Here is a 22938-nt window from a genome sequence, read left to right on the forward strand (position 1 = left end):
CCTCAGGCAAGACGAACGCGGGGTTGGACGCAGCCGTTCAGGCGTTCGGCCATCCACAGCAGGGTCGCCTTGCGGAAGCCGTGCAGCGCATGCTGGTGGCGGCGATAAAGCAGCGCATGGCTGAGATGTGCGAATCGCCCCTTGATCGACGCGCCACGGAAGAATCCGAAGTCTCCCAGCGTGCCAAAGGCGTTGTAATCGCTGATCGAAACGAGTGCACCGAAGTCACGGAACGCGAACTCGGGCAGCGGCCGGCCCTCCAGCCAGGCCGGAAGGTGGCGGGCCAGATGCTGTGCTTGCTGGGTGGCCACCTGCGCCGTAGGTGGCAGGGCGCGTGTGGCACCGGCCAAGGTCAGGCTTGCGGCATCCCCGAGCACGAAGACGGTGTCGTCCGTTGTGGATTGCAGGCTGGGGCGCACCCGCACCTGATTGGCATGATTGAGCTCCAGCCCATCCAGGCCCTCTGCAAACGTGATGCCTTTCACCCCAGCCGCCCAGACCATGAGGTCTGCGGGAACCAGGTTGCCATCGGCCTGACGGAAGCCTTCGGCCTCGGCGGCGATCACGGATGCCCCGGTCAGGACCTGGAAACCGATGTTGCGCAACTGGTGTGTGGCCGACGCCGAGATCGCTGGGGTAAACGCCTGCAGGATGCGTGGGCCTCCCTCCAGCAGGGTCAAATCCAGGCGATCACGAAGGGTAGGGTCTGCATAGCTGGACGCGAGTTCCAGCAACCGACTCAGTTCCGCAGCCAACTCCACACCGGTGGCACCGCCCCCGACGATGGCCACACGCAGGCGGTCGTCCTGGGCCATGGCACGCATCACCCGGGTTCGAAGTGCATCATTGAAGACTTCGGCCTGGGCCAGGCTGTCGATGAAGTGGCAGTGCTCGCGGACGCCGGGCGTGCCGAAATCATTGGCATGGCTGCCCATGGCGAGGATGAGCACGTCGTAGGGGATTCGATGCGCAGGTACCCGCAACTCTCCGTCGGGTGAGCGCAGGTCGCTGATATGGACTTCCCGCGATTCCCGGTCCAGGCCGCGCATTTCCCCCGGCTGGTAAGTGAAGCCGTGCTCGCTGGCATGCGCCAGCAATACCACCTGTTGCTGCTGCAGGCTGCGCGTGCCCGCGGCCAGCGTGTGCAGCATGGGCTTCCAGATATGGGTGGGGCTCTTGTCCACCACAGTGACGGCGGCACGACCGCTGCGACCCAGCTGTTGGCCGAGCTGGGTCGCAAGCAGCAAGCCGCCGATGCCACCGCCGACGATGACGATTCTCTTCTGATCTGACATGGGGTGTGCCTGTTGGCGCGAGGGCAAGGCCGTCCCGCGCCGGGTGGGCTCAGACAATGACGTAGCCGCCATCGACAACGATCTCGGCACCGGTGACATAGGACGCTTCGTCGCTGGCCAGGAACAGCACCACATTGGCAACTTCCTCTGCACGTCCGAAGCGACCAAGCGGGATGCGTGAGCGCATGCCATGGTTGGCGCCATCGTTGGCGATCAGGTCCTTGTTCTGTGGCGTATCGATGATGCCCGGGTGCACCGAGTTGACGCGGATGTTGAAGCTGGCGAACTCGGCAGCAGCCCCCTTGGCAAGCAGGCGGTTGGCGCCCTTGGAGGGGCAATAGCCAGGATGGATGCCGGTGATGGCCACGAGTCCACAGATGGACGACATGTTCACGATCGAGCCCTTGCCCGCGCGCTTCATGTGCGGACTGACCACCTTCATGCCGAGGAAATGGCTGTTGAGGTTGAGCTGGATGATGGCGTTGAAGCCTTCCAGCGTGGCGTTGTCCCAGGTATCAAAAGGGCCGGGAAGCCCTGCATTGTTGACCAGGACGTCGATGCGGCCGTGCGTTGCGATGACCTGGTCGACCACGTCGTTCCACTGGTCTTCGCGGGTGACATCCAGGGGCAGGGCCGTGGCCGACAGGCCTTCAGCACTGAGCTCCGCTGCAATGGCCTGTGCCGCGTCGGCGCGGATGTCAGTGATGAAGACGTGGGCGCCCTCGCGCGCGAACAGGCGGGCATCGGCCGCCCCCATGCCGGCACCCGCGCCGGTGATGATTGCTACTTTTTCCTTCAAACGTGCCATGTGAACGCCTCTGTGCTGTGGATCATGGGTTGAGAGGCCCATGCGCTGTGGCTCACTGGCCGGCGCCGGGTTCTGCATCCATTGGGCGCTCTGGCAGCTCTCAATCCCATGTGCAGGCGTCCGCATTACCTGCGGGATTGTTCGTGCCTGGATTCTGCTAGTGTCCGCCTTGTCCATCACGCCACTCCGCGAGGAACCGCATGGAAATCCGACCTGCCAGCGCGGACGACATCGAGACCATGTGGGCGATCTTCCAGGCCGCCATTGCGACGGAAGATGCGCTTCCGTTCGCCGGCACCTTCGAGGCCGGGACCTTTCGGAGCCATTGGTTCGGAGTGCAGGCGGCCTTTGTGGCCGTTCTGGAAGGGCGCGTGGCCGGAATGTACAAGATGGGTGCCAACTATCCAGACCTGGGCGCGCACGTGGCCAGCGCTACCTATGTGGTCGATCCCCGGGTGCAAGGTCGCGGCATTGGCCGGGCGCTCGTGGAGCACAGTCTTGATCGCGCCAGATCGGAAGGCTTCCTGGCCATGCAGTTCAATTACGTGGTCAGTACCAATGCGCCAGCGGTTGAGCTGTATCGGAAGCTGGGCTTCGCCGTGGTCGGGACGCTACCTGCGGCGTTCCGGCATCGGTCGCTGGGGTTGGTTGATGTATATGTGATGCACCGGTTCCTGTAGACAGCGATATCGCTGTCCATCGGCTTCGGTGCGTCGGGCGGAATGGGATTGAAATGCCGTGGCGATGTGTACCGCCGACGGCACAGCTATCAGGCGAAGACGCGCTCGATGTCCAGCTGGGCGTGCCGCAGTGCCTGTGCACGCGCATCGTCGCCCATTGCCAGACCTTCGGCCCGGATGAACTGCAGGTCGGTGACGCCCAGGAAGCCGAACAGGCTGGTCAGGTAGGTTTCGTGATGATCCATGGCCGCGCCGGGCGCATCACCTGCATACATGCCGCCGCGCGTGGAGGCGATCAGCACCCGCTTGCCGCCCGCCAGGCCTTCCGGCCCCTGTGCGGTGTAGCGGAAGGTCTTGCCGGCCACCGCGATGCGGTCGATCCATGCCTTGAGCTGGCTGGGAATGCTGAAGTTGTACATCGGTGCTCCGATGACGACGACATCGGCCTGCAGGAAGGCATCCAGATCGTCGGCACCGAGCGCCACGTCCTGCTGCAGGGCATCCGCTTCGATGGGGGCGCCCTGGGCGGCGGCAAGGTGGGGCGGGGCAAGGTGGTCGACCGGTGCCAGGGCAAGATCGCGGTAGGTCACGCTCACGTCGTCATGCTGCTGGCGGGCAGCCTCGATGAGCTGGGCGGTGAGCTGGCGGCTGACCGACTGCTGGCCCAGGATGCTGGAATCAATGTGCAGGAGCTTCATGGCGGTTCTCGTAGTGGAGGTAGGACGGGCCCGGCGAACGCACTGCCATGGGCCACGGCTGCACTCTATTTGCGGGCATTGGGCCCCACTAGCCGGTCGCAGCGGATTTCATTCGTCCACGGATGGGAGCAATCCCACTGCGGGTGGATTCGTCCATGAATGGACGGGTGTATTCCCCCTGGGTCGGCTAGTGGGCGGTGGAAGGGGCACCTAGAGTGCGTCCCGCTGGCAGTGATGATGTCGTCGTTCCTGCCGCTGCCACCGACCCTCTTCTTTCAACACGCCTCCAGGAAATGCAGACATGTCCACTTATTCCACAACACCCCTTGGTACCTCGACCTCCACCCGCCTGCAGGGCGCAGTCGAACTGCTCGGCCGCCTCCTGCTGGTCGCACTGTTCCTGCTGTCGGGATTCGGCAAGCTGAGCGCCTACGAGGCCACGGCGGGGTACATGGCCTCGGTCGGTGTCCCCGCGCTGATGCTGCCGCTGGTGATCCTGGCGGAGATCGGTGGCGCGCTGGCGATCGCAGCGGGTTGGCAGACCCGGCTGGTCGCCATGTTGCTTGCCGGCTTCACCCTGGTCACCGCCTTCCTGTTCCACAACAACTTCGCAGACCAGACGCAGATGATCATGTTCCTCAAGAATGTTTCCATTGCCGGTGCATTCCTGATGCTGGCCACCAACGGCGCCGGCCGATTCAGCCTGGATGCGCGCAAGGCCCGATGAGGGCAGGGCGCCGCGCTGAGCGTGGCGACACCATTTGCAACACAATGCAGGGGCCTCCGTACCGGAGTCGTGTGCATGGAGACCGCGGGTGATCGACCTCAATGATGTGGCCCTGTTCGTACAGGTGGCCAAGGCCGGCAGCTTCGCCGAGGCCGCGCGCCGCGTCGGCATGCCCTCCAATACCGCCAGCCGGCGCATCCAGCAGTTGGAGGCGCAGCTGGGCGTCCGGCTGCTGCACCGTTCCACCCGCAAGTTGACCCTGACCGATGCCGGTGAGGGCTTGTACGCACGCAGCGTGGAGCAGATCGAGGCGCTGGCGGACGCCACCCTGGAGCTTTCCGAGGGAAGTGAAGTGCCGGTGGGCAAGGTGCGCGTCGCCGCGCCGGTGGACTTCTTCAACTGGTTCCAGCTGGAATGGGTGCAGTCATTCCTGCAGGCCCATCCCAGGGTCCGCCTGGAGTTCGTGCTCAATGATGCGCGCGCCGACCTGGTCGCTGACGGCATCGATGTTGCGATTCGTGCAGGTGCAGTCACCGGGCCAACACTGATCGCGCGCCGGGTGGGCAACAACCGTGCCGTGCTGGTGGCCAGCCCGGCCTACCTGGAGGCACGGGGAGCGCCCAGCGCACTGGAGGAGCTGTCCACGCACGACTGTATCGCCGTGCCCTCGGGCTCAGGGCGCACGCAGTGGCACTTGATGGGGCCGGATGGCCCCGCCGAGGTCGAAGTGCGCGGGCGATTCAGCGCCAACTCGGCCTTGGCCTTGACCAAGGCCTGCGTGGCCGGCATGGGCATCGCGCTGCTGACCGAGGCGATGGTGGCGCAGCCGTTGCGGGAAGGGAAGCTGGTCCAGGTGCTGCCCGACTACCGTATTGATGGGCTGGAGTTGTTCGTGGTGTACCAGAGCCGGCGGCAGCTGCCTCGCGCCGCCAGCGCGTTTGTCGAGTTCGCCACGACCCATCTGGTGCAGGGGCAGCTGGTGGACGCCTGAATCGGGCGGTAGCTGTTTCAGCGCGGCAGCGATTGCTCCAGCAATGGAGGGGTGAAATCCGATCTGACCGGCTACTGCCATGCGTGGCCGATGCCTACCTTGGACGTACGACGCCGCCGCGTCGTTCGAACCCTGCTTCCAAGGAGATCACGCCATGCTTGCCGTCCACCCCTCCGAATCCACTGCGATCCCTCCGGTCGCCTCCGTGCGCCGCATCGTGCATCGCACCCGCGGCCGCAGCCACGGACCCATCACCCGGCTGGTGAGTCCTTCCGACCTGGGCGAACGTCTCAAGCCGTTCGTCTTCCTCGACCTTATCGATGCGCGTGATCTTTCGCGTGCCAGAGCCGCTGCGCTTGGCCTGCATCCGCATTCGGGCATCGCCACGCTCACCTGGCTGCTGGAAGGGGCGGTCGACTATGAAGACGACCAGGGGCGCCAGGGCAGTATCGAGGCCGGCTGGATGGAGTGGATGCAGGCCGGCAGTGGCGCCTGGCACGGCGGCGGATTCGGTGATTCCGATCGCTTGCGCGGTTTCCAGTTGTGGCTTGCACTGCCGCCGGCACTGGAACTGGGCGCGCCCTTCAGCCGCTACTTCTCTCCTGGCGAGATCCGCAGCGAAGGTCCGGTGACCGTATTGCTGGGAACGTACGGCAGGGCCCGCAGCCCCATCGATGCCCCGGCACCGATCAACTACTTCTCGGTGAAGCTGGCGGCCGGGGATTCGTGGCGGTTCCAACCGCCGCCGGGACATGACGTGGCCTGGGCCGCGGTGAGCGTGGGCTCGCTGCGTGTACCCGAAGCGATCGGTGCAGGTGAACTGGTGGTCTTCGAGGAAGGTGGCCAGGACGTTGCGTTCTTCGCCCGTGAGGACACCGAGTTCGTGTTCGGTACCGCAGCACGGCATCCGTATCCACTGGCAACCGGCTACTACTCGGTCCATACCAGCCCGCAGGCACTGAACGCGGGTGAGGCGCGGATCCGCGAGCTGGGTACGCAGATCCGGGCGGCGGGAAGCGCTGGCTGATGGAGTCGGCTCTGGAGCAGGGCAGGAGGGTGAGGCCCGGCTATCGTGAGTGGCCGCTACTGCTTCCGCGCACGAAGGCGGCAGCCAGCCGCAGTGCATCGTCGCTGCCGCGATCACCGCGCAGCGCGTGGACCAGTCGAGCGGGCGTGACGCCGGTCCATCGCACCAGGTCATGCGTGGCATGGGCCTGGTCGCTGTAGCCGTGGCGCGCTGCGGCGGAGGCGATGTTGGTGGCTTCTCCATCCAGCGTGTGCAACAGAGCCTGCAGCCTGCATACGCGGGCATATTCTTTCGGCGTCATGCCCACGGCCGCCAGAAAGCGGAATTGCAGGCTGCGCAGGGACATGCCCAGCCGCCGCGCCAGTTCGGCGATGCGCAGGTCGCCTTCCGCTGCATCCAGTTCCGCAACGGCCTGTTCGATGCGCTCGTCCAAAGTGAAGCTGGCACAGCATTCCCGCAGCACCTGCCATAACGGCTCGGGCGTGCCGCTTGCCGCGCTGGTGCGTGCGGCCGCACCGAAGGTCTCGGCAAAGGAGGCATCCAGCGTGTACAGGTCCGGTGCCTGGTCGCGAAGACCGGGCAGGCGGACACCGGCGATCAAGGCGCTTGCGGCCGGCTGCAGCCGCACGCCGATGCAGAACACCGGGCCAACGGCCCGCAGGCGGATCGGGCCGCATTGCTGTGCGGCGAAACAGAACGGCAGATCGGAGCGGATCCGGCCGTCTGCCCCATGCAGATGCAGCGGCACGCCAAGTTCCGCCAGCAACTCGCACCGGCCATCGGGATAGATGACCTGCACCTCATGGGCTGGGGCCTCGTCCCGCAGCCACCAGAGGCACTGGACATGACGACGCAGGTCGTCGGGGGCAGGGTGCTCGCGGTAGTCCATGCGGCATCGGACGTCATCCTGCGCATTTTTACAAGCGTCCCCGGGGCTGGGGCGCTAGCCTGCGTCCAACCGATCCAGGAGGTCAGGGCATGTTGAAGTCGACGTTGGTGGTGCTGGGCGCAGGGCTGGCGTTGGGAAGCAGTGCAGTCACTGCTGCTCCGGGTAGGTTCGACTGGTTGGCCGGGCATTGGTGCGGTGGTACCGAGGAGCGCAGGCTTGATGAGGTGTGGCTGCCAGAGGCCGGCGGCGCCCTGCTTGGCATGTCACGGACGTTGAGCCGCGGCAGCATGGCGTCTTTCGAGTACATGCGCCTGGTGCCGGCCGGCAAGGCGGCCGGCCTGCATGTGCAGCCCAACGGTGTGGCGCCGACCACATTCGTGATTGCCGACCACGGCGAGAACTGGGTGGTGTTCGAGAACCCGCAGCATGACTTCCCGAACCGCATCGAGTACCGGCGCGATGGCGCCGAGCTGAAAGCCAGCATTTCCGGACCGGGAGAGGATGGGAAGACCCTGCGGATTCCGTTCGACTATCGGCGCTGTGGTGGTCAGGGGGAGGTGGAGCGGGGGCGGTGAGCGGTCCGGCGCGCCCATTCAATCGTGGCGGCGCCGCAGCGCCTTGAGCAGCTCGTGCAGCGGCATCGGACGAGCAAACAGCCACCCTTGGCCACGCCGTACTCCATGCGCTGCCAGTGCATCGGCCTGTTGCTGGGTCTCGATGCCTTCGGCCACGATGCGCAGCCCGAATGATCGGGCGAGCTCGATGATGTGGAAGACCATGGCATCGGCGGTGTCCGACCTGCCGATGCGTTGCACGAACTGCTGGTCGATCTTGAGGCCATCCAGCGCGAACTCGGTCAGGTAACCAAGGTTGGAGAAGCCTGTTCCAAAATCATCCAGTACCACCTGGATGCCCATTTCTCGCAGGAACTTGATACTGCTTCCGGCCGCGTCGATGGACACCATGCTGTACTCGGTGATCTCGACCTGGAAGTTGCGACCGCTGGCACCAGGCAGTTCGGAGAGTGCGCGCAGTCGAGTGAGCATCTTCGATGACGCCAGATCGCTGCCGGCGAGATTGATGGCGATGTAGAAATCGGGATCTTCCGCCAGCAGCATCGGGCTCTCTGCGGCGACCAGCTCCAGAACACGCTGGCTGAGCCGGGCGATGAGCCCGGTGCGTTCCGCCAACGGCACGAAGATCGCGGGACTGACCGGGGTTCCGCCTGGACGCTGCCAGCGCAGCAGCGCCTCCACGCCCACCCATCGTCCGGTTTCCAGCTCGACGATGGGCTGGTAGTGGAGGCTGAACTCCCCGCGCCGAAGGCCTCGCTTCAGCGAAGTGGCCGATACGCTCAGCAGTCGCCGGGCCCACAGGACCACCCATGACGCCACCCCCAGGCCAGCCAGTATCGCCAGGCCGAGCGTGGCGCCGGCAATGCTGCGCTTCTCTGATTGCCAGCGGCTGCGCGGGTAGGCGACGACCACGCCCGTGGCGTTTCGGCTGGATTCCAGCACGGCCACCGCGTAGCGGCCATCAATGAAGCTGACGCCTTGGCCGCGGCGCCCGGCCGCGAGCCAGGCGGGGCGAACCTCGCCACGCGAGGTCCGCACCCTGCGCGCCAGCGTGGAGTACGTCGCAACCACAGCGTCACGATCGAGCGGAAGGTCGATCACGTGCGTTCTGTACAGGAAGAAGACGAAGCCATCACGCTCTATCGCCATGAATGTCGGTGAAGGCGCGAGGGGAAGGCTCACTTTGGTGCGTACATCGAACTCGCCGCGGAACTCCACGGGACCGAGCACCACCGAATCCACCGGGACCGGCAAGGAGGAGCAGAGCAGGCGACCTTGCTGGGAATGGCCGATCGCCATGATGTCCGGGGACATCAAGGCGATACGGCGCATCGTGGTGACCCGTGAGGGATCACAGAAGGTTGCCGGATCGCCCTGTGTCAGCTGCGCCAGAGCGTCCTTCAAGGTGGCTGACACCCGTTCGGAGCGCTGCAGGACATCCCGCGCGTAGCCCATGGCCACGTTTCGTTCGGTGGCCTGGAAGATCTGCTCGATCCCGATCTGGCTTGCCACGGGCAGGCCAATGGCCGCACAGATGGCCAGCGCAGCCACTGTGCAGGGGAAGAGCCAGGCTCTCATTCGCTGCGTGATCGTGCTTGACATGACGCCAGCCCCGGGAGGCGATGTTCGCGCGTGCAGACGTGCAGGGCGAGCATAGCCCACGGGGCGACAGGGAGGGCGTATCTTTCACTTACATGAATCGATGTGAGCGGGCTTCAGAACAACTGGAACCAGCGGAGCAGCAGGCGGTCCCCCTCGCTGCGATTGGCCGCATCGAACTCCTTGTAGTAGTGGACCATGATGCGGGTCCTGCCGGTGCCGAACTGGACGGCGGGGCCCAGTGCGCTGATTCGTTCCAGCGAATCGGCCCGGGTTCTGCCGTCGATGCGTTCGGCGCTGATCTGCTTGAGCGCATAGCCGGACAGGCCGAGACGCCAGTTCTGGCCCACTGCACGCGAGACCGAGACATTGGCATGCAGCGCCTGGCCAGGTTGCACGTAGTCGGTGGCAAGGGCTGGATTTGGATCGTTGTTGCGGCCCGTCCACAGATAGTGGATGCGAGAGCTGAGTTCCCAGTTGTCCGCGAACTCCCAGGTCAGCGCATAGTGCGGATTGAACGCCCAGGCGTTGCTGCTCGGGTTGATGGCGCGGTCGCGGTGGTAGCTGCCCGTGGGCAGTTGAACCTGCAGGTTCAGGCGCTGGAAGTAGGGGCGCCCGAACAGGGTTGTTTCGGGCCACTGCAATACGACCGGGCTGACACTCAGATTACCCAGGCCATTGCCGGTGCTCACCTTCGGGTTGAAATCCGCATTGGCAAACAGCACCGGCTGCAGGGCTTCATAGCCGTACCAGGCGCCGAAGACCTTGTGCTCGGTGATGCGGCCGACGAAGGTGGCCAGCACGGTGGTCTGCAGCTCGTTGTCGACCGGTCGTGGCCTGCCCTGTGCATCCATGAAGCGGTCGGCTTCGTAAACGTTGACGAACTGCTGGAACAGATTGCCGGGCTTGGACTTGCCATCGTTGAACGAGGTCAGCCCGAGGTTGCCGGATGGAAGTGCAGCCTGTGCCGGTAGCGCAACGCTGCTGCCGACCAGGGCCAGCACGGACAGCATGAAGGGTGCCTGCCGTGAACCGATGGCATATGGAGGGTGCCGCATGCGATCTCTCCCAAGGTTGAGTGATGAGCACGTTCCTGCGCTGGCAGCGCGACCGGAGGCTCAGGCCGGATAGTCGGGTTGCCGTTCCGGTGCGGCAGCCTGGAAAGCAGGGTGTGCAAGGCAGGCCTGATGGATCTGCAGCACGCGCGGGTAGGGCGCCAGGTCGCAGTTCATGCGCAGCGCATTGGCGACCTGGGGGACCAGGCAGCAGTCCGCCGCGCCCGGCGTGTCACCGAAGCAGAACGTGGCTGGGTCGGCGCGTTGCAGCAGGATTTCGGCGGCGGCCAGGCCCTTGGCGATCCAATGGCCGTACCACTCCGATCGTTCGCCAGCCTCCAGGCCCAGCTCGTACTCCAGGTACTTCAGGACGCGCAGGTTGTTGAGTGGATGGATGTCGCAGGAAATGAGGAGCGCCAGTTCCTGCACCCGTGCGCGGCGCATCGGTTCTGTCGGGAACAACGGTACCTGCGGAGCGATGGCGTCCAGGTAGTCGAGAATCGCCAGTGACTGGGTCAGGACCTCGCCGTCATCTGTGACCAGCACCGGCACACCACCGATGGGGCTCAGCGAGCGATGGGCCGCGCTGTACTGCTCGCCCTTGCGGATGGCCACGGTGCGCAGCTGGTACTCTACCCCTTTCAGCGCAAGGGCGATGCGCACCCGGTAGGAGGTGGAGCTGTTGAAGAAGCTGTAGAGGATCATGATCGGCTCGTACGGAAGGAATCAGTGCGCGGTCACTGTCGCAGTCGTGGTGCGTGCGTGCCGATAGCGCAGCCCCATGATGAAGATCAGCAGTGCGGCGATCGCTGCGGGAAGCATCAACAGGCTGAAGATGCCCTGGATGCCCCAGCCCAGGCCCAGCATGGCGCCGCCGCTGAGCGAACCCACGATGGAGCCGATGCGGCCTGCACCCAGCGCCCAGGAAACGCCGGTGGCGCGGCTGGCAGTGGGATAGAACGCGGCCGCCAGTGCATTGGCCCCTACCTGCGAGCCGCTGATGCAGAAGCCCACCCCAGCCACGAAGGCGCCCAACAGCCAGAAGTCGTAGTAGAAGCGTGCGATGGCGCCGATGCAGAGCGCGCCGGCCAGATAGGCCAATGCCAGCACGCGGTAGGGATTGAGCCGGTCCATGGTGGCCCCCAGCACGATCGAGCCGATGGTGCCGCCGATCTGGAACAGGGCGGTCAGCAGCGCCGCCTGGCTCAGGCTCAGGCCAGTGCCCTTGATCAGCGTCGGCAGCCAGTTGGTCAGCAGGTAGATGATCAACAGGCTCATGAAGAAGGCACCCCATAACAACACCGTGCCCTGGCGCAGCGCCGGTGCCATGATCAGCTGCAACGGGGAGCGCCCAACCTGCGTGGCAGGATCACGGGCCACGCCATCCAGGAACGCCCCGGACCACCCTGCTGGCAACGCTGCGATCTTGCGCAGCAGTGCTGCCACACGTGCTTCATTGCCCGGCCTGAGCAACAGGAAACGCGGCGATTCCGGCAGCCACAGTGCCAGCGCCGGCAGAATGAGCAGGGGCAGCGCGCCGCCCAACCCCAGGATGGAGCGCCAGCCAAACAGTGGCACCAGGTGCGCGGAGACGATCCCGCCCAGCGCAGAGCCCAGGGTGAAGCCGCAGAACATGGTGGTGACCAGCAGCGAGCGGCGGCGCTGGGGGCAATACTCGGACATCAGCGTTACCGCCTGCGGCATGGCACCGCCAAGGCCGAGTCCGGTGAGGAAGCGCAACACGCTCAATCCCGCGACCGAGTCCGACCCGGCGGAAGCCAGGCTGAAGCCGCCGAAGAACAGCACGGACAGCATCAGGATGCGTTTGCGGCCGAAGCGATCGGCGAGCGGGCCGCAGGCGAATGCGCCCACGGCGAGCCCCGCCAACGCAGCAACCATCACCGGATTGAGCTGGCCGGGAGTCAGTGACCAGTCCTGGCTCAATGCGGGGGCGATGAAACCAATCGCGGCGGTATCGAGTCCGTCCAGCGCGACCACCAGGAAACACAGACCCAGTACCCGCCACTGGAAGCCGCTCAATGGCTGCGCGTCAACGAATGCCTGGATGTCGACGGCGCCGTTACGCAGGATTGCAGACATGATTCATCCCCTGGCCGCGCCATGCGCAGCCTTGTGCAATGGAATTGCAGCCCTCCCGAGGGCTGGTGAATGCCGCAGTGCGCGTGCTCAGACTACACGCACGTTCAACTCCCCAAGACCGTCGATGCCGCCCACCATCAGGTCGCCGCGGACCACCGGGCCCACGCCCTCTGGAGTGCCGGTATAGATCAGGTCACCCGGCTGTAGCTCGAAGAAGCGCGACAGGTATGCGACGGTCTCGGCCACTGACCAGATCAACGCCGCGGTCGTGCTGCGCTGGTGATCTTCACCGTTCACCTGCAGCCACAGTCCGGCCTGGTCGATCGATCCACTTCGTGCCGCAGGCCACAGTGGGCCGATCGGGGCGGACTGGTCGAAGGCCTTGCCGATTTCCCACGGGCGCCCCATCTCGCGCATCTTCATCTGCAGGTCGCGGCGTGTCATGTCCAGGCCTACTGCATAGCCGAACACATGCGACAGCGCCTGCTCCAGCGGAATGTTGGAGCCGCCGGTGCCGATGGCAGCCACCAGCTCGATTTCATAGTGGTAATTGCCGGTTTCGCTGGGATAGGGGAGTTGCAGCTCTTCTCCGGCGGCCACCGGCACGACAGCGTTGGCGGGCTTGCAGAAGAAGAAAGGCGGCTCGCGATCCGGATCGAACCCCATTTCCCGCGCATGTGCGGCGTAGTTGCGGCCGACGCAGTACACGCGGCGTACGGGGAACTGCTGATCACTGCCAACCACCGGTATGCCGACCACCGGTGCCGGGGCAAAGAGATACGTCATTGAAACCACTCCAGAAACGGACGGGGAAGGGCGCGCGGGAGGACGTGACCTCATTCCGCTTCGCGCGACTCGCGCAGAACGCCCAGCAGCTCATGCACGGGGCGGTCGGAGAAACTGAACAGCGTGGAATCCTCGTTGGCATGCAGTGACAGCCCGGCCCATGAGGGGACCACGAAGGTGTCCTTGGCTTCGAAGGCGAAGCATTGCCCGCCGATGATCGCCTCACCGCTGCCTTCCACCACCGAGTACACGGTGGCATCAGTACTGCGCCAGGTGCGGCCACGGAAGCCTGCCGGCAGCAGTTGCATGCAGGTCGCGATGGAGGGCATCGCCCAGCCACCTGTTGCAGGATTGGCATAGCGGAGCTTGATGCCATCCCAAGGATCCAGATCACCATTGCGCAGCAGGGTTTCAAGCGCTTCGCGGGTGCGTTCGTAGGGATAGTGCGAGAGTGGCGATACGGGCGTTGCCACGCGGTGGCGTACCGGCAGCAGGGCCGAACCGTAGCGGGCCAGTGAACTGCCCTCCAGCTGCGTCAGGGGCTGCTCATCGCTGTCGTGGTCCTCGGCGAACTGCGCACCCAGGAAGCCCAGCAATGGAATGTCCAGCCCATCCAGCCAGACCACAGGCTCTCCACCTTCGGCCGCTTCGCGATTGCCGTGGTCATGCCAGGTCCAGGACGGGGTGATGATGAAGTCGCCCGGGGCCATCGCAATGCGTTCGCCATCGACAACGGTATGCGCCGTGGTGCCTTCGATCACCAGGCGCAGCGCCGATTGCGTGTGGCGATGACTGGGCGCGACTTCGCCGGGAAGGATCAGCTGCAGGCCGGCATACAGGCTCTGCGTGACCGAGGCGCGGCCACGGATCGCGGGATTCTCCATGACCAGCACTCGTCGTATCGCTTCGGCGGCCGTCAGCAGGCCGCCTGCGCGCATCAGATGCGGACGCAGGTCGCGATAGCGCCACAGCGCTGCCTCCACCTTGGCTGCCGGCGCGCGCGGCACCAGTGAATGCAGCTGTTCCCACAGCGGCACCAGATGGTCCGCGTCGATATCGCGGTTGAATGCGGAACGTGCGTCGAGGGCCTGGACTGCGTGCATGAGCGACTCCACCGTGCGTGCCGGCACCCCGGAGCGGTGCCTTTGAAGCAGAGACTAGGCGGTTAACCTACAATGCGAAAATGATCTTTGAGTATTCATCCATATAGGAACGGATATGCCTGAGATTCTCGACTGGTCGCGCCGCCTGCATATGCGGCATCTGCAGTGGCTGTTGCTGCTGGAACAGACCGGCAGCCTGTCCGAAGCCGCGCGGACGGCGCACACCACACAGCCGGGCCTGTCCAAATGGCTGCGCGAACTGGAAGAGGACATCGGGACGGCATTGTTCGACCGGCACGCACGCGGCATCAGCCCGACCCCGGCGGGCCGTCTGGTGCTGCTCTATGCGCGACGCGTTCTCAACGCGATGCAGCGGGCGGAGGAGGATGTGGAGGCGGTACGCCACGGCGGCCTGCGCCGGGTGATGCTTGCCACCTCACCTGCGGCCACGTTCGATCTGGTCCCTGATGCGATCGCGCGTTACATGCGCCTGCAGCCGGACATCCAGATCGGGTTGCGCGAGGGGACGATGGATGAACTGTTGTCACAGCTGGAACGCGTCCAGGTGGATGTGGCCGTCGGACGGCTGAGCGGCAGCAATCCGCCACCTGGCCTGCAGTATGAGCTGCTGTACGTGGAGCCGATTGTGCTGGTCGCGCGGCCCGGTCATCCACTCACACACAAGCGTTCGCTCACCTGGCAGCAGGCGTTCGACTACCCGTGGATCGTGTGGCCTGTGGGAACGCCGATCCGTTCCAATCTGGAAACCGGCCTGGCTGAGATCGGACTGACGCCGCCGCCCTATGCGGTGGAGTCGGCCTCCATGCTGGCCAACATCTCGCTTCTGCGCGACAGCGATCTGTTGCTGGCCGCATCGGCACATGTAGCGGATCACTTCGTGCGCCTGAAGCAGATGGCCCGGCTGCCCTTGTCGATGGGGTCGGCAGGAGCACTCGGCATGTACTGGCGTGAAGCGACGGGCAGCGATTCGGCCATCGCAGGGTTGATCGACAGTCTGCGCCAGTCGGCACGACGGATTCGCGAGGCCGGGTAGGGCATGACCCTCGCCCAGTCTGGATCAGAGGTCGAGCTCGCTGTCGAGCAGGGGGTACTCCTGACGCCTCACGGTCCATTGGCCTGAAGGGCCCTTGGCACGAAAATGATCAAGCACGAACGGCACACCCTCGCTGCTCATGACGCCGGGGCCGGTTGTCACCTGGAAGTGCAGATGTGGCCATCTGGCATCGCCTGAATTTCCGATGTTCGCCAGCAGCTCGCCACGCTTGACCCGTTGCCCGGCCTTGACCGCGACGCTTCCACGTTGAAGATGGGCATAGTGCGCGAACTGGCCATCGCCCAGGTCCAGAACCACGGTGTTGCCCGCCAACGATTCCATGCTGAGTGGCACGGCCGGAGTGAACCCGGCCGGTGTCCGCGGGGTGTTGTCCGGGAACCCGTCCCTGGCCTGGATGATGGTGGCATCAGCAACGGCAAATACCGGTTCCCCGTACGCATGGTAGCTGCGTACATCCAGGGGGTCTCCCGCCAGCAGCTTGCCGTCGACTCGGCGCTTCCAATCAATGGCGTATCGGCGCGAAATCTGGGCTGTCCCTCCGGCGACAAACACGCCAGGACGGTGATGAAGGTCAAGTGCGAGCCCGTTGTCCGCCAGCCAGTGGCTGCCACGGACGGGGCTGGACAGCACCTTCACGGTGTCGTGCTGCGTGCCCACCTCGGGGCCCTGCGCCACTGCACTGTCCAGCACGACGCGATGCAGGAGGCGATCAGGCACCGGGAACGATCCGTCGAACGCAACGCATAGGAAGACCGTCCCCGCACGTCCTGTCTCCAGCGTCTGCGCGGAATCAACAGCACCGCTACCGACCAGTCTCATCTGGTCGCGCAGGGCCTGTCCTGAAATCCTGAGGAGAAGCTCGGCCCCATCCGGTGCGGGCGTCAATACGTCCACTGCTTCTACGCGCAATGATGCTTCCGAGTAGTTCTGCAGCTGCAGTTCGTACACAAGGTAGCGATAGCCGCCCGCACTGAAGGCACTGGGCTCGAAGGGGGTACGGACATCAAGCTGGACAGGCGGAAAAACGGGTACGTCCATGGCCTCCATCGGGCGTGCCTGCGCAGAACGCTGGGCGGGTTTGCACCCGGCCGGAAGCGGAAGCCGCTCGAGCGACGATGCAGGCAGCGGCACGGCGGCGCAGATCCCCGCAAGGAGGCTGAGGCAACGTGGGGCGTAGCGGGTCACGGCATATCCTTAGGCGGGCGGGCGCTCACGGCACGAGCCGAAGGGCGCCGCGATGAGGTGACGCGAAGACGATAACGTAGCTGAGGCGCACCGGCGGATGCGGACATCAATCCTGCGGATCGGGACGCTCTAGACAGAGCCAAACCGTGTCCGGTACTCGCTTGGCGTCACGTTGAGCTGGCGGAGAAAGGCGCGCCGGAGCGCATCCACCGAACCGTATCCGCACTCACTGGCAACCCATTGCATGTCCTTGCGCGTGCCCTCAAGCAATGGCTTGGCTGCTTCGACGCGCAGCATTTCCACATACTTCTGTGGCGTAAGCTGGAAGGTCGCGACGAATCTGCGATTGAACTGCCGGGGGCTCATGTGCAGACGCTGCGCGAGTTCGTCCACGCTCAGGCGAAGATGCAGGTTCTCCCGCATCCACTGTTCCAGCTTCTGGAACTGGTCGGGTAGATCCATAGACTGCAACTGGCGGCTGAACTGGCTCTGGCCGCCGGAGCGTTTGCTGGTCATGACCATCCGCTTGGCCACCTTCAGTGCCAGCGATTGGCCACGATCTTCTGCGACCATCGCCAGGGCCATGTCCATCCCCGCGGTGATCCCAGCCGACGCCCACACATGGCCATCGTGCGTGTAGATCGCATCTGGCTGCACGTGCACCTTCGGATAGCGCTCGCGCAGCTCGCGAACATCACTCCAGTGCGTCGTGGCCTCACGGCCATCAAGGACGCCCGCCTCGGCCAGCAGAAGAGCGCCGCTGCAGATCGAGGCGATCCGCCGCACGCGTGTTGCGGCTCGTCCCAGCCATTCGACCAGTGCCCGATCAGCCCTGATGACATCGAGCGAGTCACCCATTCCACCGCACACCAGCAGCGTGTCGGTATTGTCGGGCATCTCCTCGCACGTCATATCGGGGAGCAGGCGTATGCCGGAGGAGGCCACAACCCAGTTCGAGTGTCTGCCGATCAGCTTCACGGAGTACAGCGGTGCACTGCCAGCGCGGTCTTCCTCGGCCTGGCGACTTGCCAGAGCGAACACTTCCACAGGGCCGCTGATGTCCAATGACTGCGCGCCGTCGTAGATCAGCATGCAGATGGTACGTGTGAAGGCCTGTGCCATGGATTGTGGTCCTGCCAGTGGCAAGGGTGCGATCAGCATATCCGACATTGAATGTTGCGGTTAAATGCCGCTTTTGCGGGCTTTGCCTGGCGGCACCCCGGTCCACTTCTTGTAGGCCTGCGAAAAGGTGGTTGGTTCACTGAATCCCAGTTCCGCGGCAATCTGCGCGAGGGACAGGCGCCCGTCCTGCATCAGGATGTCTGCGCGGGCCAAACGCGCACCGTTGGATATCTCGCGGAACGTTGTTCCTTCGCTCTGCAGCCTGCGTTTGAGGGTGCGCTCGGTGGTGTTGAGCATGCGTGCATATTCGCCGACCGACGGCGGATGCCTGAATGATTGTCCGGCAAGGTGTTCGCGGATGAAGGCCGCCGTGTCCACCCTGGGGCTACGCTTCCTCAGCAGCTCATTGCACATCTGTTCGCACATTCTGGCCGTGATCGGGTTGGCCTGTGGCAGTGGACGCTGCAACAAGGCGGATGAAAAGCCCAGAGAACCCTTGATGGCGCCATGGCGTACCGGTGCACTGAATACGGTAGAGACACCCGAGCCTGAGCCACTGGCTGCCCCGGCGAGCTCGAACCATTCCAATCGGAAGTCCCGCCCGATCACGTCATGTAGTACACGTGCGGTGGCACCCATGGCACGTTCCACCACAAAGCGCGCTGTGTCACCGATCAATTCGGGGGCAGGGGCGAATGCCATCTGCACGTTGCGCCCATCCGATGTGATCGTGATGGAGGCAAAGGTGTAGGTCAGCGGGAGGAGGCGCCGGGCGAGGGCAAGAGCAGCCTCGCCGCTTGCGCTGCTTAGCAGCCCATAGCCGAGCAATCCATACGCCGAAAGCCGATAGGTCAGGCCTACCTCCAGCCCGGCGCGGGATGCTTTCGGCAACGCTTTCAGCAGGTTCTCGATGACCTTCAGTTCCTGGGTCGCCGAAATGATCGCGTCAGGGTCCTTCAGGTCGGCGGCCGCCAGGCGGGTGCCCGTCATCAGCTGCGGGGTCTTTATCCCACGGCTTTCGCCAAAACGCAGCATGAGCTCGATCGAAGCAGGGCTGCGGGGGTAGTGCCAAGGATCCATGATCAAGTCCGTTGGTTGGCACAAATTCTATAGCGCCTGTCCCGAACAAGCATCCCTGGCCGCCGCCGCCTGGAGGAGCATGCCCTCTGTCCTTGAATCGAGGTGAACATGAACGCCAAGCCAGACTACTACCGTGATCAGCAGGAATGGAGGGACCTGCAAACGCGGCTACCTGCGCGCCTTCGTCTTGACGAGGCAACTGCCCCCAAGGAGGTGTACTGGAGTCATCGAGGACACGAGGTCCACCTGGACAGGTACGTTAATGCGGAAGCACCGGCGAAGGTCATCCTCCTTCACGGCGTAGGCACCAATGGTCGCCAGATGTCGATGATCCTGGGCGCGCCTTTGGCACGTAGAGGTCTGGAAGTAGTGGCACTGGACAATCTTGGTTACGGGCTCACCAAGGTAGCGCGCGGTGCCCCCTTCTCCTACGACGAGTGGGTCGATCTCGTTGTCGACTTCATTGCGTTTGAGCGGGCGCGGGACGTGCGCCCCATCGTGCTGTATGGCCTTAGTGCTGGCGGGATGCTGACCTATCACGCTGCTGCAAAGGCGCCAAAGGGGACAGTGGCTGGGATTGTGGGCATGACCTTCCTTGACCAGCGATCACAGCAGGTGCGCGACGAGACGGCCCACGACCTGCTGACCTCACGGCTTGGAATTCCATTGATGGGCCTGTTGGCGAAGTCTCCAATTGCTGCATTCAGATATCCAATGACGCTGGCGTCGAAAATGAGTGCGCTTGCCAACGACAAGGTCGCAATGGAGATCTTTCTGCGCGACCGGACATCTGCTGGAAACCGGATGTCGATTCGGTTCCTGGACAGCTATGGGAACTATCGGCCTGCACTCGAACCCGAGCAGTTCGACCGCTGCCCGGTGCTCCTGACCCAGCCGGCAGATGATCACTGGACACCGTTGCATCTTAGTACGCCCTTCCTCTCGCGCATCCGCCAGGTTGAGGTCGAGACTGTATTGCTCAAGAATGCCGGGCACTACCCGCTGGAGGATCCAGGTCTGCAGCAGATGGAGGAGACGATCGCAAACTTCGTCATGCGGGTGGCGTCTGTGGGCGGGATTGGATGACCCATTGGCAAGGAGCTGGGATTGGACGGGGCAGGGGAGGGTTGCAGTAAGTACGGGTTGTACGGAGGATGACATCCGTGCATGGCAGCAGGAATCCTTGGCGACTCCATTACAGAGAACCCGTGATGACTGCGGCGACCAGATCTCCCTCTCTTGCCTCATCGGGGCACCACGCGCTCGTGGTGAGGATCGTAGTACTGACCCTGCTGGCCTGGGTGTGTACTGCCGCCGTCCTTGCCATCGGTGGTCGGCCTGATCCATCCAGGCTCCGCGCAGTGGCGCCTCTGATCGATGGAGCGTGGAAATTCCAGGTCGGTGACGATCCGCGCTGGGCGGGTATTGCGTTGGATGATTCGTCCTGGGAAACGCTCGACCTGAGCGCACCGGCCAGCAGCATCGACGGCGATGTGGGGCTGCCCAACCATGTCGGCGGATGGATGGCACACGGTCATTCCGGGTATCAAGGATATGCCTGGTACCGGCGCACGCTTGCGATTCCAGAGGGCGACCGCGCGTGGGACATCCTGGGGCCTACCGCCGTAGAGGATGGCTATGAGTTGTACTGGAACGGCAAGCGCCTGGGGGGCTCAGGCAGGCTAGGGGAGTCGCCCCGTGTCGTGGGTACGCGGCCGATGATCTTTTCGCTGCCCGCCGATGCCGCAGGCACGCAGGGCGTGATCGCCATACGAGCATTCATGCAGCCCGGCAGCGCTGCCGGCCCTGCGAGCGGCGGCATCCACGTGGCGCCGACACTTGCCCCGCAGCCAGAAAGCCGTGAGCTGTATCGCGTGCAATGGTGGCGTACCGTCGCGGGCTACAGTGTTGAAGTCGTTGAGCCGCTTGCGATGGCCATGGTGATCGTGCTGGCACTGTTTCTAAGACCGCTCAGCAGCCAGCGGTCGTTCATCGCCTTCGTTTGCGTCGCGCTTCTGCTCTCTGCCGTGAGGCGGCTCGATAACGCGATCGTCTCCTGGACGGATCTGCTCAGTCTTTCTGCCTATGCATGGCTGAACAATGTGCTGTGGATGCCGCTCAGCCTGGCGGCATGGGCACTGGCGTGGAATCGCTGGGTACTTCCACCTTCGCGGATGATCGACGGTAGCGCCTTTGTTCTGGCGGCGCTGGGGGCCGCGGGAGGCGTCATGGGGGCTGCCTGGGGCACTCAAGTCTTCCGCCTCGGCACACTCGCGCTGCTCGTGCTTGTTGCCGCGCGGATTGCCCGCAATGGGCCAACGCGAGGCATGGCGTTGATCGTGATGCTGATGATCACCGTATCGCAGTACACGAGCGAACTCGGTTCGCTGGGGGTTCCAACGATCTGGTTCCCGTTCGGGATTGGCGTGACACTGACCCAGTACGTGTATGGAATCGCCATCCCATTGCTGGCGGTGTTGATCGTACGGAGTGCAACGACTGCGGCGCCAGTGAGCGGCGCTAGCCCTTGTTGAGATGAGGCATATCCATGGGCGCTAGACTTCCTAGGGTGGGAGGCAGGGCTGTATGTGGTCAGCGCGATGATGCGTCGTTGATACAGAATGTCGCGTCATGGCCCCAACGCGGGCCTCACTCTGTCGGCGACCATTGCTGTGTATGGTAGGACACCCATGAACTGGATCAATTCCGGCATTCAGTTGTTGAGGCAACCAGTGTTCAAGCATGCCGCACCGAGCTTCTTCAGCCAGGTGGTTCGCGGCGCGCTCGATCAGGAGATGAATGATGGTGTCGGGAGGCTTATCGGGCAACAACCCACAACACCACCACCGAAAACCTTGGGTGAACTGACCGGGGCGGTGTTGGTCAGTGCTGTAAACAAGGCATACGGCTGCGCCGTTCCGAAGCCCGTCCGGAAACAGGTGACCCGCGGCATCCATAACCTCGTGCTCACCAGCCATACCCAGGAGGAGTTTGACGGGAAGTTGAAAGTCCATGGAATGACCCTTGTTGAGATCGGCATCATCAACAAGGATCCCACCGGATCGACCTACAACGACGCACTAATACGGAAGATACATGCCCATCTGCCGGTGCAATGCAGGTCGTGCAGAGCATTCGTGAGTTCGCATCTTATCGAGCAGGGTCGCTGCAGGAATTGCCGTGTGCTGAATGTCCTGCCGCGCTGAGGTACCTGCGGGTGCTCACGCTTGAGAATCGGGCGAGTGTCCGCGTGGATCGAGGGTTCAAGGGGGCCAAAGAACTCCAGGCGCAGTTTTGGTAGCACGGTCGCGTACCAGAGGGTGCTTGAGAGTCGGGGGTTCAGTTCACTTGAACATAATATACAGAATGGGTCAGTAGACCCTCGCTAACCGCCTGAATTTGGGCGGTTTTTGCGTTTGCGAGACCCGGCATCGACAGCGCTACCAGCGCGACGACCGCAGCCGCCGCGCTCATTCGGTCCAGCATCAGTCGCCATAGGGCACGTTCCGTTGCAGAGGTCGCCCGCTCGGCGTGGATCATCGCAATCCAAGTGGGGCCATCCAGCTTTGCCAGTGCGCAGATTTGCGCAATTCGTTCATCTGCCAGAGGCGTGTCGCCTTTCCGCCACCTGGACACAAGAGAACGGGTGACCGTCAGCCTCTCGGCCAAAGCCATGTCTGACGCGAGATTCAAGCGAATTTTCACGTTGTCAAGTAGTTCGTTGACGGCGGTCATGGCGGCTCCAGTTGATCGATCAGTTGACACGTGTTTCCCGATCAGTTTACATGCGCCACGTTGAGTGATCACTCAACACCCGCCACCGGCACCCCAAGGCCGCTGGCGGGTTCTCTTGGGGCTTGGGGTAGGGGATTACGGATGTTCGACGCCATCTCATCCTTTGCACTACTGGGGGCCATTGCGGCCATCTCCATTGGTGCCGCTCGCATCGTTTCGTGGCTGCTCGACCGGCGTGACCACACCGCCGTCCAGCAATCCCGCGAAGCCCAGGTCATCGAACTCGCAAAGGCTGAGATTGCCGCCACCAAGCGCGGCGATCTGCTGGCCGCCGCTCGATTCGCCGAGCAGCGGGAGGCGCTGTGATCTTCCTCCTTCCGATTCTTGTCGTTGCCTTCATTGCATGGA

Annotated in this window: 24 protein-coding genes; 10 read left to right on the forward strand and 14 right to left on the reverse strand. The window is 64.0% G+C overall.

Features of this window, described 5'->3' with window-relative positions:
- Window positions 1-2: 2 nt before the first annotated feature.
- On the reverse strand, window positions 3-1352 hold the full coding sequence (locus N5D91_RS04885; RefSeq protein ID WP_258011537.1) for an FAD-dependent oxidoreductase: 1350 nt from the start codon (window positions 1350-1352) through the stop codon (window positions 3-5).
- Window positions 1345-2103: an SDR family oxidoreductase gene (locus N5D91_RS04890; protein ID WP_180854398.1), complete on the reverse strand. Its 759-nt coding sequence runs from the start codon at window positions 2101-2103 to the stop codon at window positions 1345-1347. Before N5D91_RS04890 ends, N5D91_RS04885 begins: the two co-directional genes overlap by 8 nt.
- A 200-nt stretch (window positions 2104-2303) precedes the next feature.
- On the opposite strand from N5D91_RS04890, the gene N5D91_RS04895 reads away from it, so the two are divergent.
- Window positions 2304-2783 carry a GNAT family N-acetyltransferase gene (locus N5D91_RS04895; RefSeq protein WP_110712309.1) on the forward strand — a complete coding sequence of 160 codons (480 nt, stop codon included), beginning with the start codon at window positions 2304-2306 and terminating at the stop codon, window positions 2781-2783.
- Between the two features lie 89 nt (window positions 2784-2872).
- Here N5D91_RS04895 and N5D91_RS04900 read toward each other — a convergent pair whose 3' ends face one another.
- The gene (locus tag N5D91_RS04900; RefSeq protein ID WP_164160491.1) at window positions 2873-3481 is read right to left on the reverse strand and encodes an NAD(P)H-dependent oxidoreductase; all 609 of its coding nucleotides are present in this window, start codon (window positions 3479-3481) and stop codon (window positions 2873-2875) included.
- Window positions 3482-3782: 301 nt separating this feature from the next.
- On the opposite strand from N5D91_RS04900, the gene N5D91_RS04905 reads away from it, so the two are divergent.
- From N5D91_RS04905 to N5D91_RS04915, 3 genes are all read left to right on the forward strand, one after another.
- Window positions 3783-4208: a DoxX family protein gene (locus N5D91_RS04905; protein ID WP_180854397.1), complete on the forward strand. Its 426-nt coding sequence runs from the start codon at window positions 3783-3785 to the stop codon at window positions 4206-4208.
- 88 nt (window positions 4209-4296) lie between these two features.
- Window positions 4297-5199, forward strand: a complete 903-nt coding sequence (locus N5D91_RS04910; protein ID WP_180854396.1) for a LysR family transcriptional regulator — start codon at window positions 4297-4299, stop codon at window positions 5197-5199.
- A 154-nt stretch (window positions 5200-5353) separates the two neighbouring features.
- Window positions 5354-6226, forward strand: a complete 873-nt coding sequence (locus tag N5D91_RS04915) for a pirin family protein (protein WP_180854395.1) — start codon at window positions 5354-5356, stop codon at window positions 6224-6226.
- Window positions 6227-6266: 40 nt separating this feature from the next.
- On the opposite strand, the gene N5D91_RS04920 is transcribed toward N5D91_RS04915, so the two are convergent.
- Complete coding sequence (locus N5D91_RS04920) at window positions 6267-7115, reverse strand: AraC family transcriptional regulator (RefSeq protein WP_180854394.1); 849 nt, start codon at window positions 7113-7115, stop codon at window positions 6267-6269.
- Window positions 7116-7204: 89 nt separating this feature from the next.
- Here N5D91_RS04920 and N5D91_RS04925 point away from each other — a divergent pair, with 89 nt between their 5' ends.
- Window positions 7205-7690, forward strand: coding sequence for a DUF6265 family protein (locus N5D91_RS04925; protein WP_180854393.1), 486 nt, complete (start codon window positions 7205-7207; stop codon window positions 7688-7690).
- Between the two features lie 18 nt (window positions 7691-7708).
- Here the strand turns inward: N5D91_RS04925 and N5D91_RS04930 are convergent, their stop codons facing one another.
- From N5D91_RS04930 to gtdA, 6 genes are all read right to left on the reverse strand, one after another.
- Window positions 7709-9292, reverse strand: a complete 1584-nt coding sequence (locus tag N5D91_RS04930; protein WP_180854392.1) for an EAL domain-containing protein — start codon at window positions 9290-9292, stop codon at window positions 7709-7711.
- A 113-nt stretch (window positions 9293-9405) separates the two neighbouring features.
- Window positions 9406-10347, reverse strand: coding sequence for a transporter (locus N5D91_RS04935; protein WP_219634996.1), 942 nt, complete (start codon window positions 10345-10347; stop codon window positions 9406-9408).
- A 60-nt stretch (window positions 10348-10407) separates the two neighbouring features.
- Complete coding sequence (maiA, locus tag N5D91_RS04940; protein WP_153855329.1) at window positions 10408-11049, reverse strand: maleylacetoacetate isomerase; 642 nt, start codon at window positions 11047-11049, stop codon at window positions 10408-10410.
- Window positions 11050-11070: 21 nt separating this feature from the next.
- Complete coding sequence (locus tag N5D91_RS04945; RefSeq protein WP_180854391.1) at window positions 11071-12444, reverse strand: aromatic acid/H+ symport family MFS transporter; 1374 nt, start codon at window positions 12442-12444, stop codon at window positions 11071-11073.
- Between the two features lie 87 nt (window positions 12445-12531).
- Window positions 12532-13230 carry a fumarylacetoacetate hydrolase family protein gene (locus N5D91_RS04950; RefSeq protein WP_180854390.1) on the reverse strand — a complete coding sequence of 233 codons (699 nt, stop codon included), beginning with the start codon at window positions 13228-13230 and terminating at the stop codon, window positions 12532-12534.
- Between the two features lie 50 nt (window positions 13231-13280).
- Entirely contained in the window at window positions 13281-14333 is a 1053-nt protein-coding gene (gtdA, locus tag N5D91_RS04955) for a gentisate 1,2-dioxygenase (RefSeq protein ID WP_180854389.1), read from the reverse strand.
- 151 nt (window positions 14334-14484) lie between these two features.
- On the opposite strand from gtdA, the gene N5D91_RS04960 reads away from it, so the two are divergent.
- The gene (locus tag N5D91_RS04960; RefSeq protein ID WP_258011539.1) at window positions 14485-15387 is read left to right on the forward strand and encodes a LysR substrate-binding domain-containing protein; all 903 of its coding nucleotides are present in this window, start codon (window positions 14485-14487) and stop codon (window positions 15385-15387) included.
- Between the two features lie 24 nt (window positions 15388-15411).
- Here N5D91_RS04960 and N5D91_RS04965 read toward each other — a convergent pair whose 3' ends face one another.
- The 3 genes from N5D91_RS04965 to N5D91_RS04975 form a co-directional block, all read right to left on the reverse strand.
- Window positions 15412-16593, reverse strand: a complete 1182-nt coding sequence (locus tag N5D91_RS04965) for a M23 family metallopeptidase (protein ID WP_180854387.1) — start codon at window positions 16591-16593, stop codon at window positions 15412-15414.
- 129 nt (window positions 16594-16722) lie between these two features.
- Window positions 16723-17715 carry a GlxA family transcriptional regulator gene (locus N5D91_RS04970; protein WP_180854386.1) on the reverse strand — a complete coding sequence of 331 codons (993 nt, stop codon included), beginning with the start codon at window positions 17713-17715 and terminating at the stop codon, window positions 16723-16725.
- A 60-nt stretch (window positions 17716-17775) separates the two neighbouring features.
- Window positions 17776-18795 carry an AraC family transcriptional regulator gene (locus N5D91_RS04975; RefSeq protein ID WP_153855336.1) on the reverse strand — a complete coding sequence of 340 codons (1020 nt, stop codon included), beginning with the start codon at window positions 18793-18795 and terminating at the stop codon, window positions 17776-17778.
- A gap of 108 nt (window positions 18796-18903) precedes the next feature.
- Here N5D91_RS04975 and N5D91_RS04980 point away from each other — a divergent pair, with 108 nt between their 5' ends.
- The 3 genes from N5D91_RS04980 (at window position 18904) to N5D91_RS04990 (ending at window position 22001) form a co-directional block, all read left to right on the forward strand.
- Window positions 18904-19881 (forward strand): alpha/beta fold hydrolase, encoded by a 978-nt coding sequence (locus tag N5D91_RS04980; protein ID WP_153855337.1) that lies wholly within the window; start codon window positions 18904-18906, stop codon window positions 19879-19881.
- Window positions 19882-20156: 275 nt separating this feature from the next.
- Entirely contained in the window at window positions 20157-21329 is a 1173-nt protein-coding gene (locus N5D91_RS04985) for a glycoside hydrolase family 2 (RefSeq protein ID WP_279907110.1), read from the forward strand.
- Window positions 21330-21485: 156 nt separating this feature from the next.
- Window positions 21486-22001, forward strand: coding sequence for a hypothetical protein (locus tag N5D91_RS04990; RefSeq protein WP_180854385.1), 516 nt, complete (start codon window positions 21486-21488; stop codon window positions 21999-22001).
- 133 nt (window positions 22002-22134) lie between these two features.
- On the opposite strand, the gene N5D91_RS04995 is transcribed toward N5D91_RS04990, so the two are convergent.
- Window positions 22135-22530 carry a DUF3693 domain-containing protein gene (locus N5D91_RS04995; RefSeq protein ID WP_180854384.1) on the reverse strand — a complete coding sequence of 132 codons (396 nt, stop codon included), beginning with the start codon at window positions 22528-22530 and terminating at the stop codon, window positions 22135-22137.
- Window positions 22531-22671: 141 nt separating this feature from the next.
- Here N5D91_RS04995 and N5D91_RS05000 point away from each other — a divergent pair, with 141 nt between their 5' ends.
- Entirely contained in the window at window positions 22672-22896 is a 225-nt protein-coding gene (locus tag N5D91_RS05000) for a hypothetical protein (RefSeq protein WP_180854383.1), read from the forward strand.
- Window positions 22897-22938: the final 42 nt, after the last annotated feature.

The sequence above is a fragment of the Stenotrophomonas sp. GD03794 genome (assembly GCF_029842145.1).
In the GTDB taxonomy this organism is placed as follows: Bacteria; Pseudomonadota; Gammaproteobacteria; order Xanthomonadales; family Xanthomonadaceae; genus Stenotrophomonas; species Stenotrophomonas riyadhensis.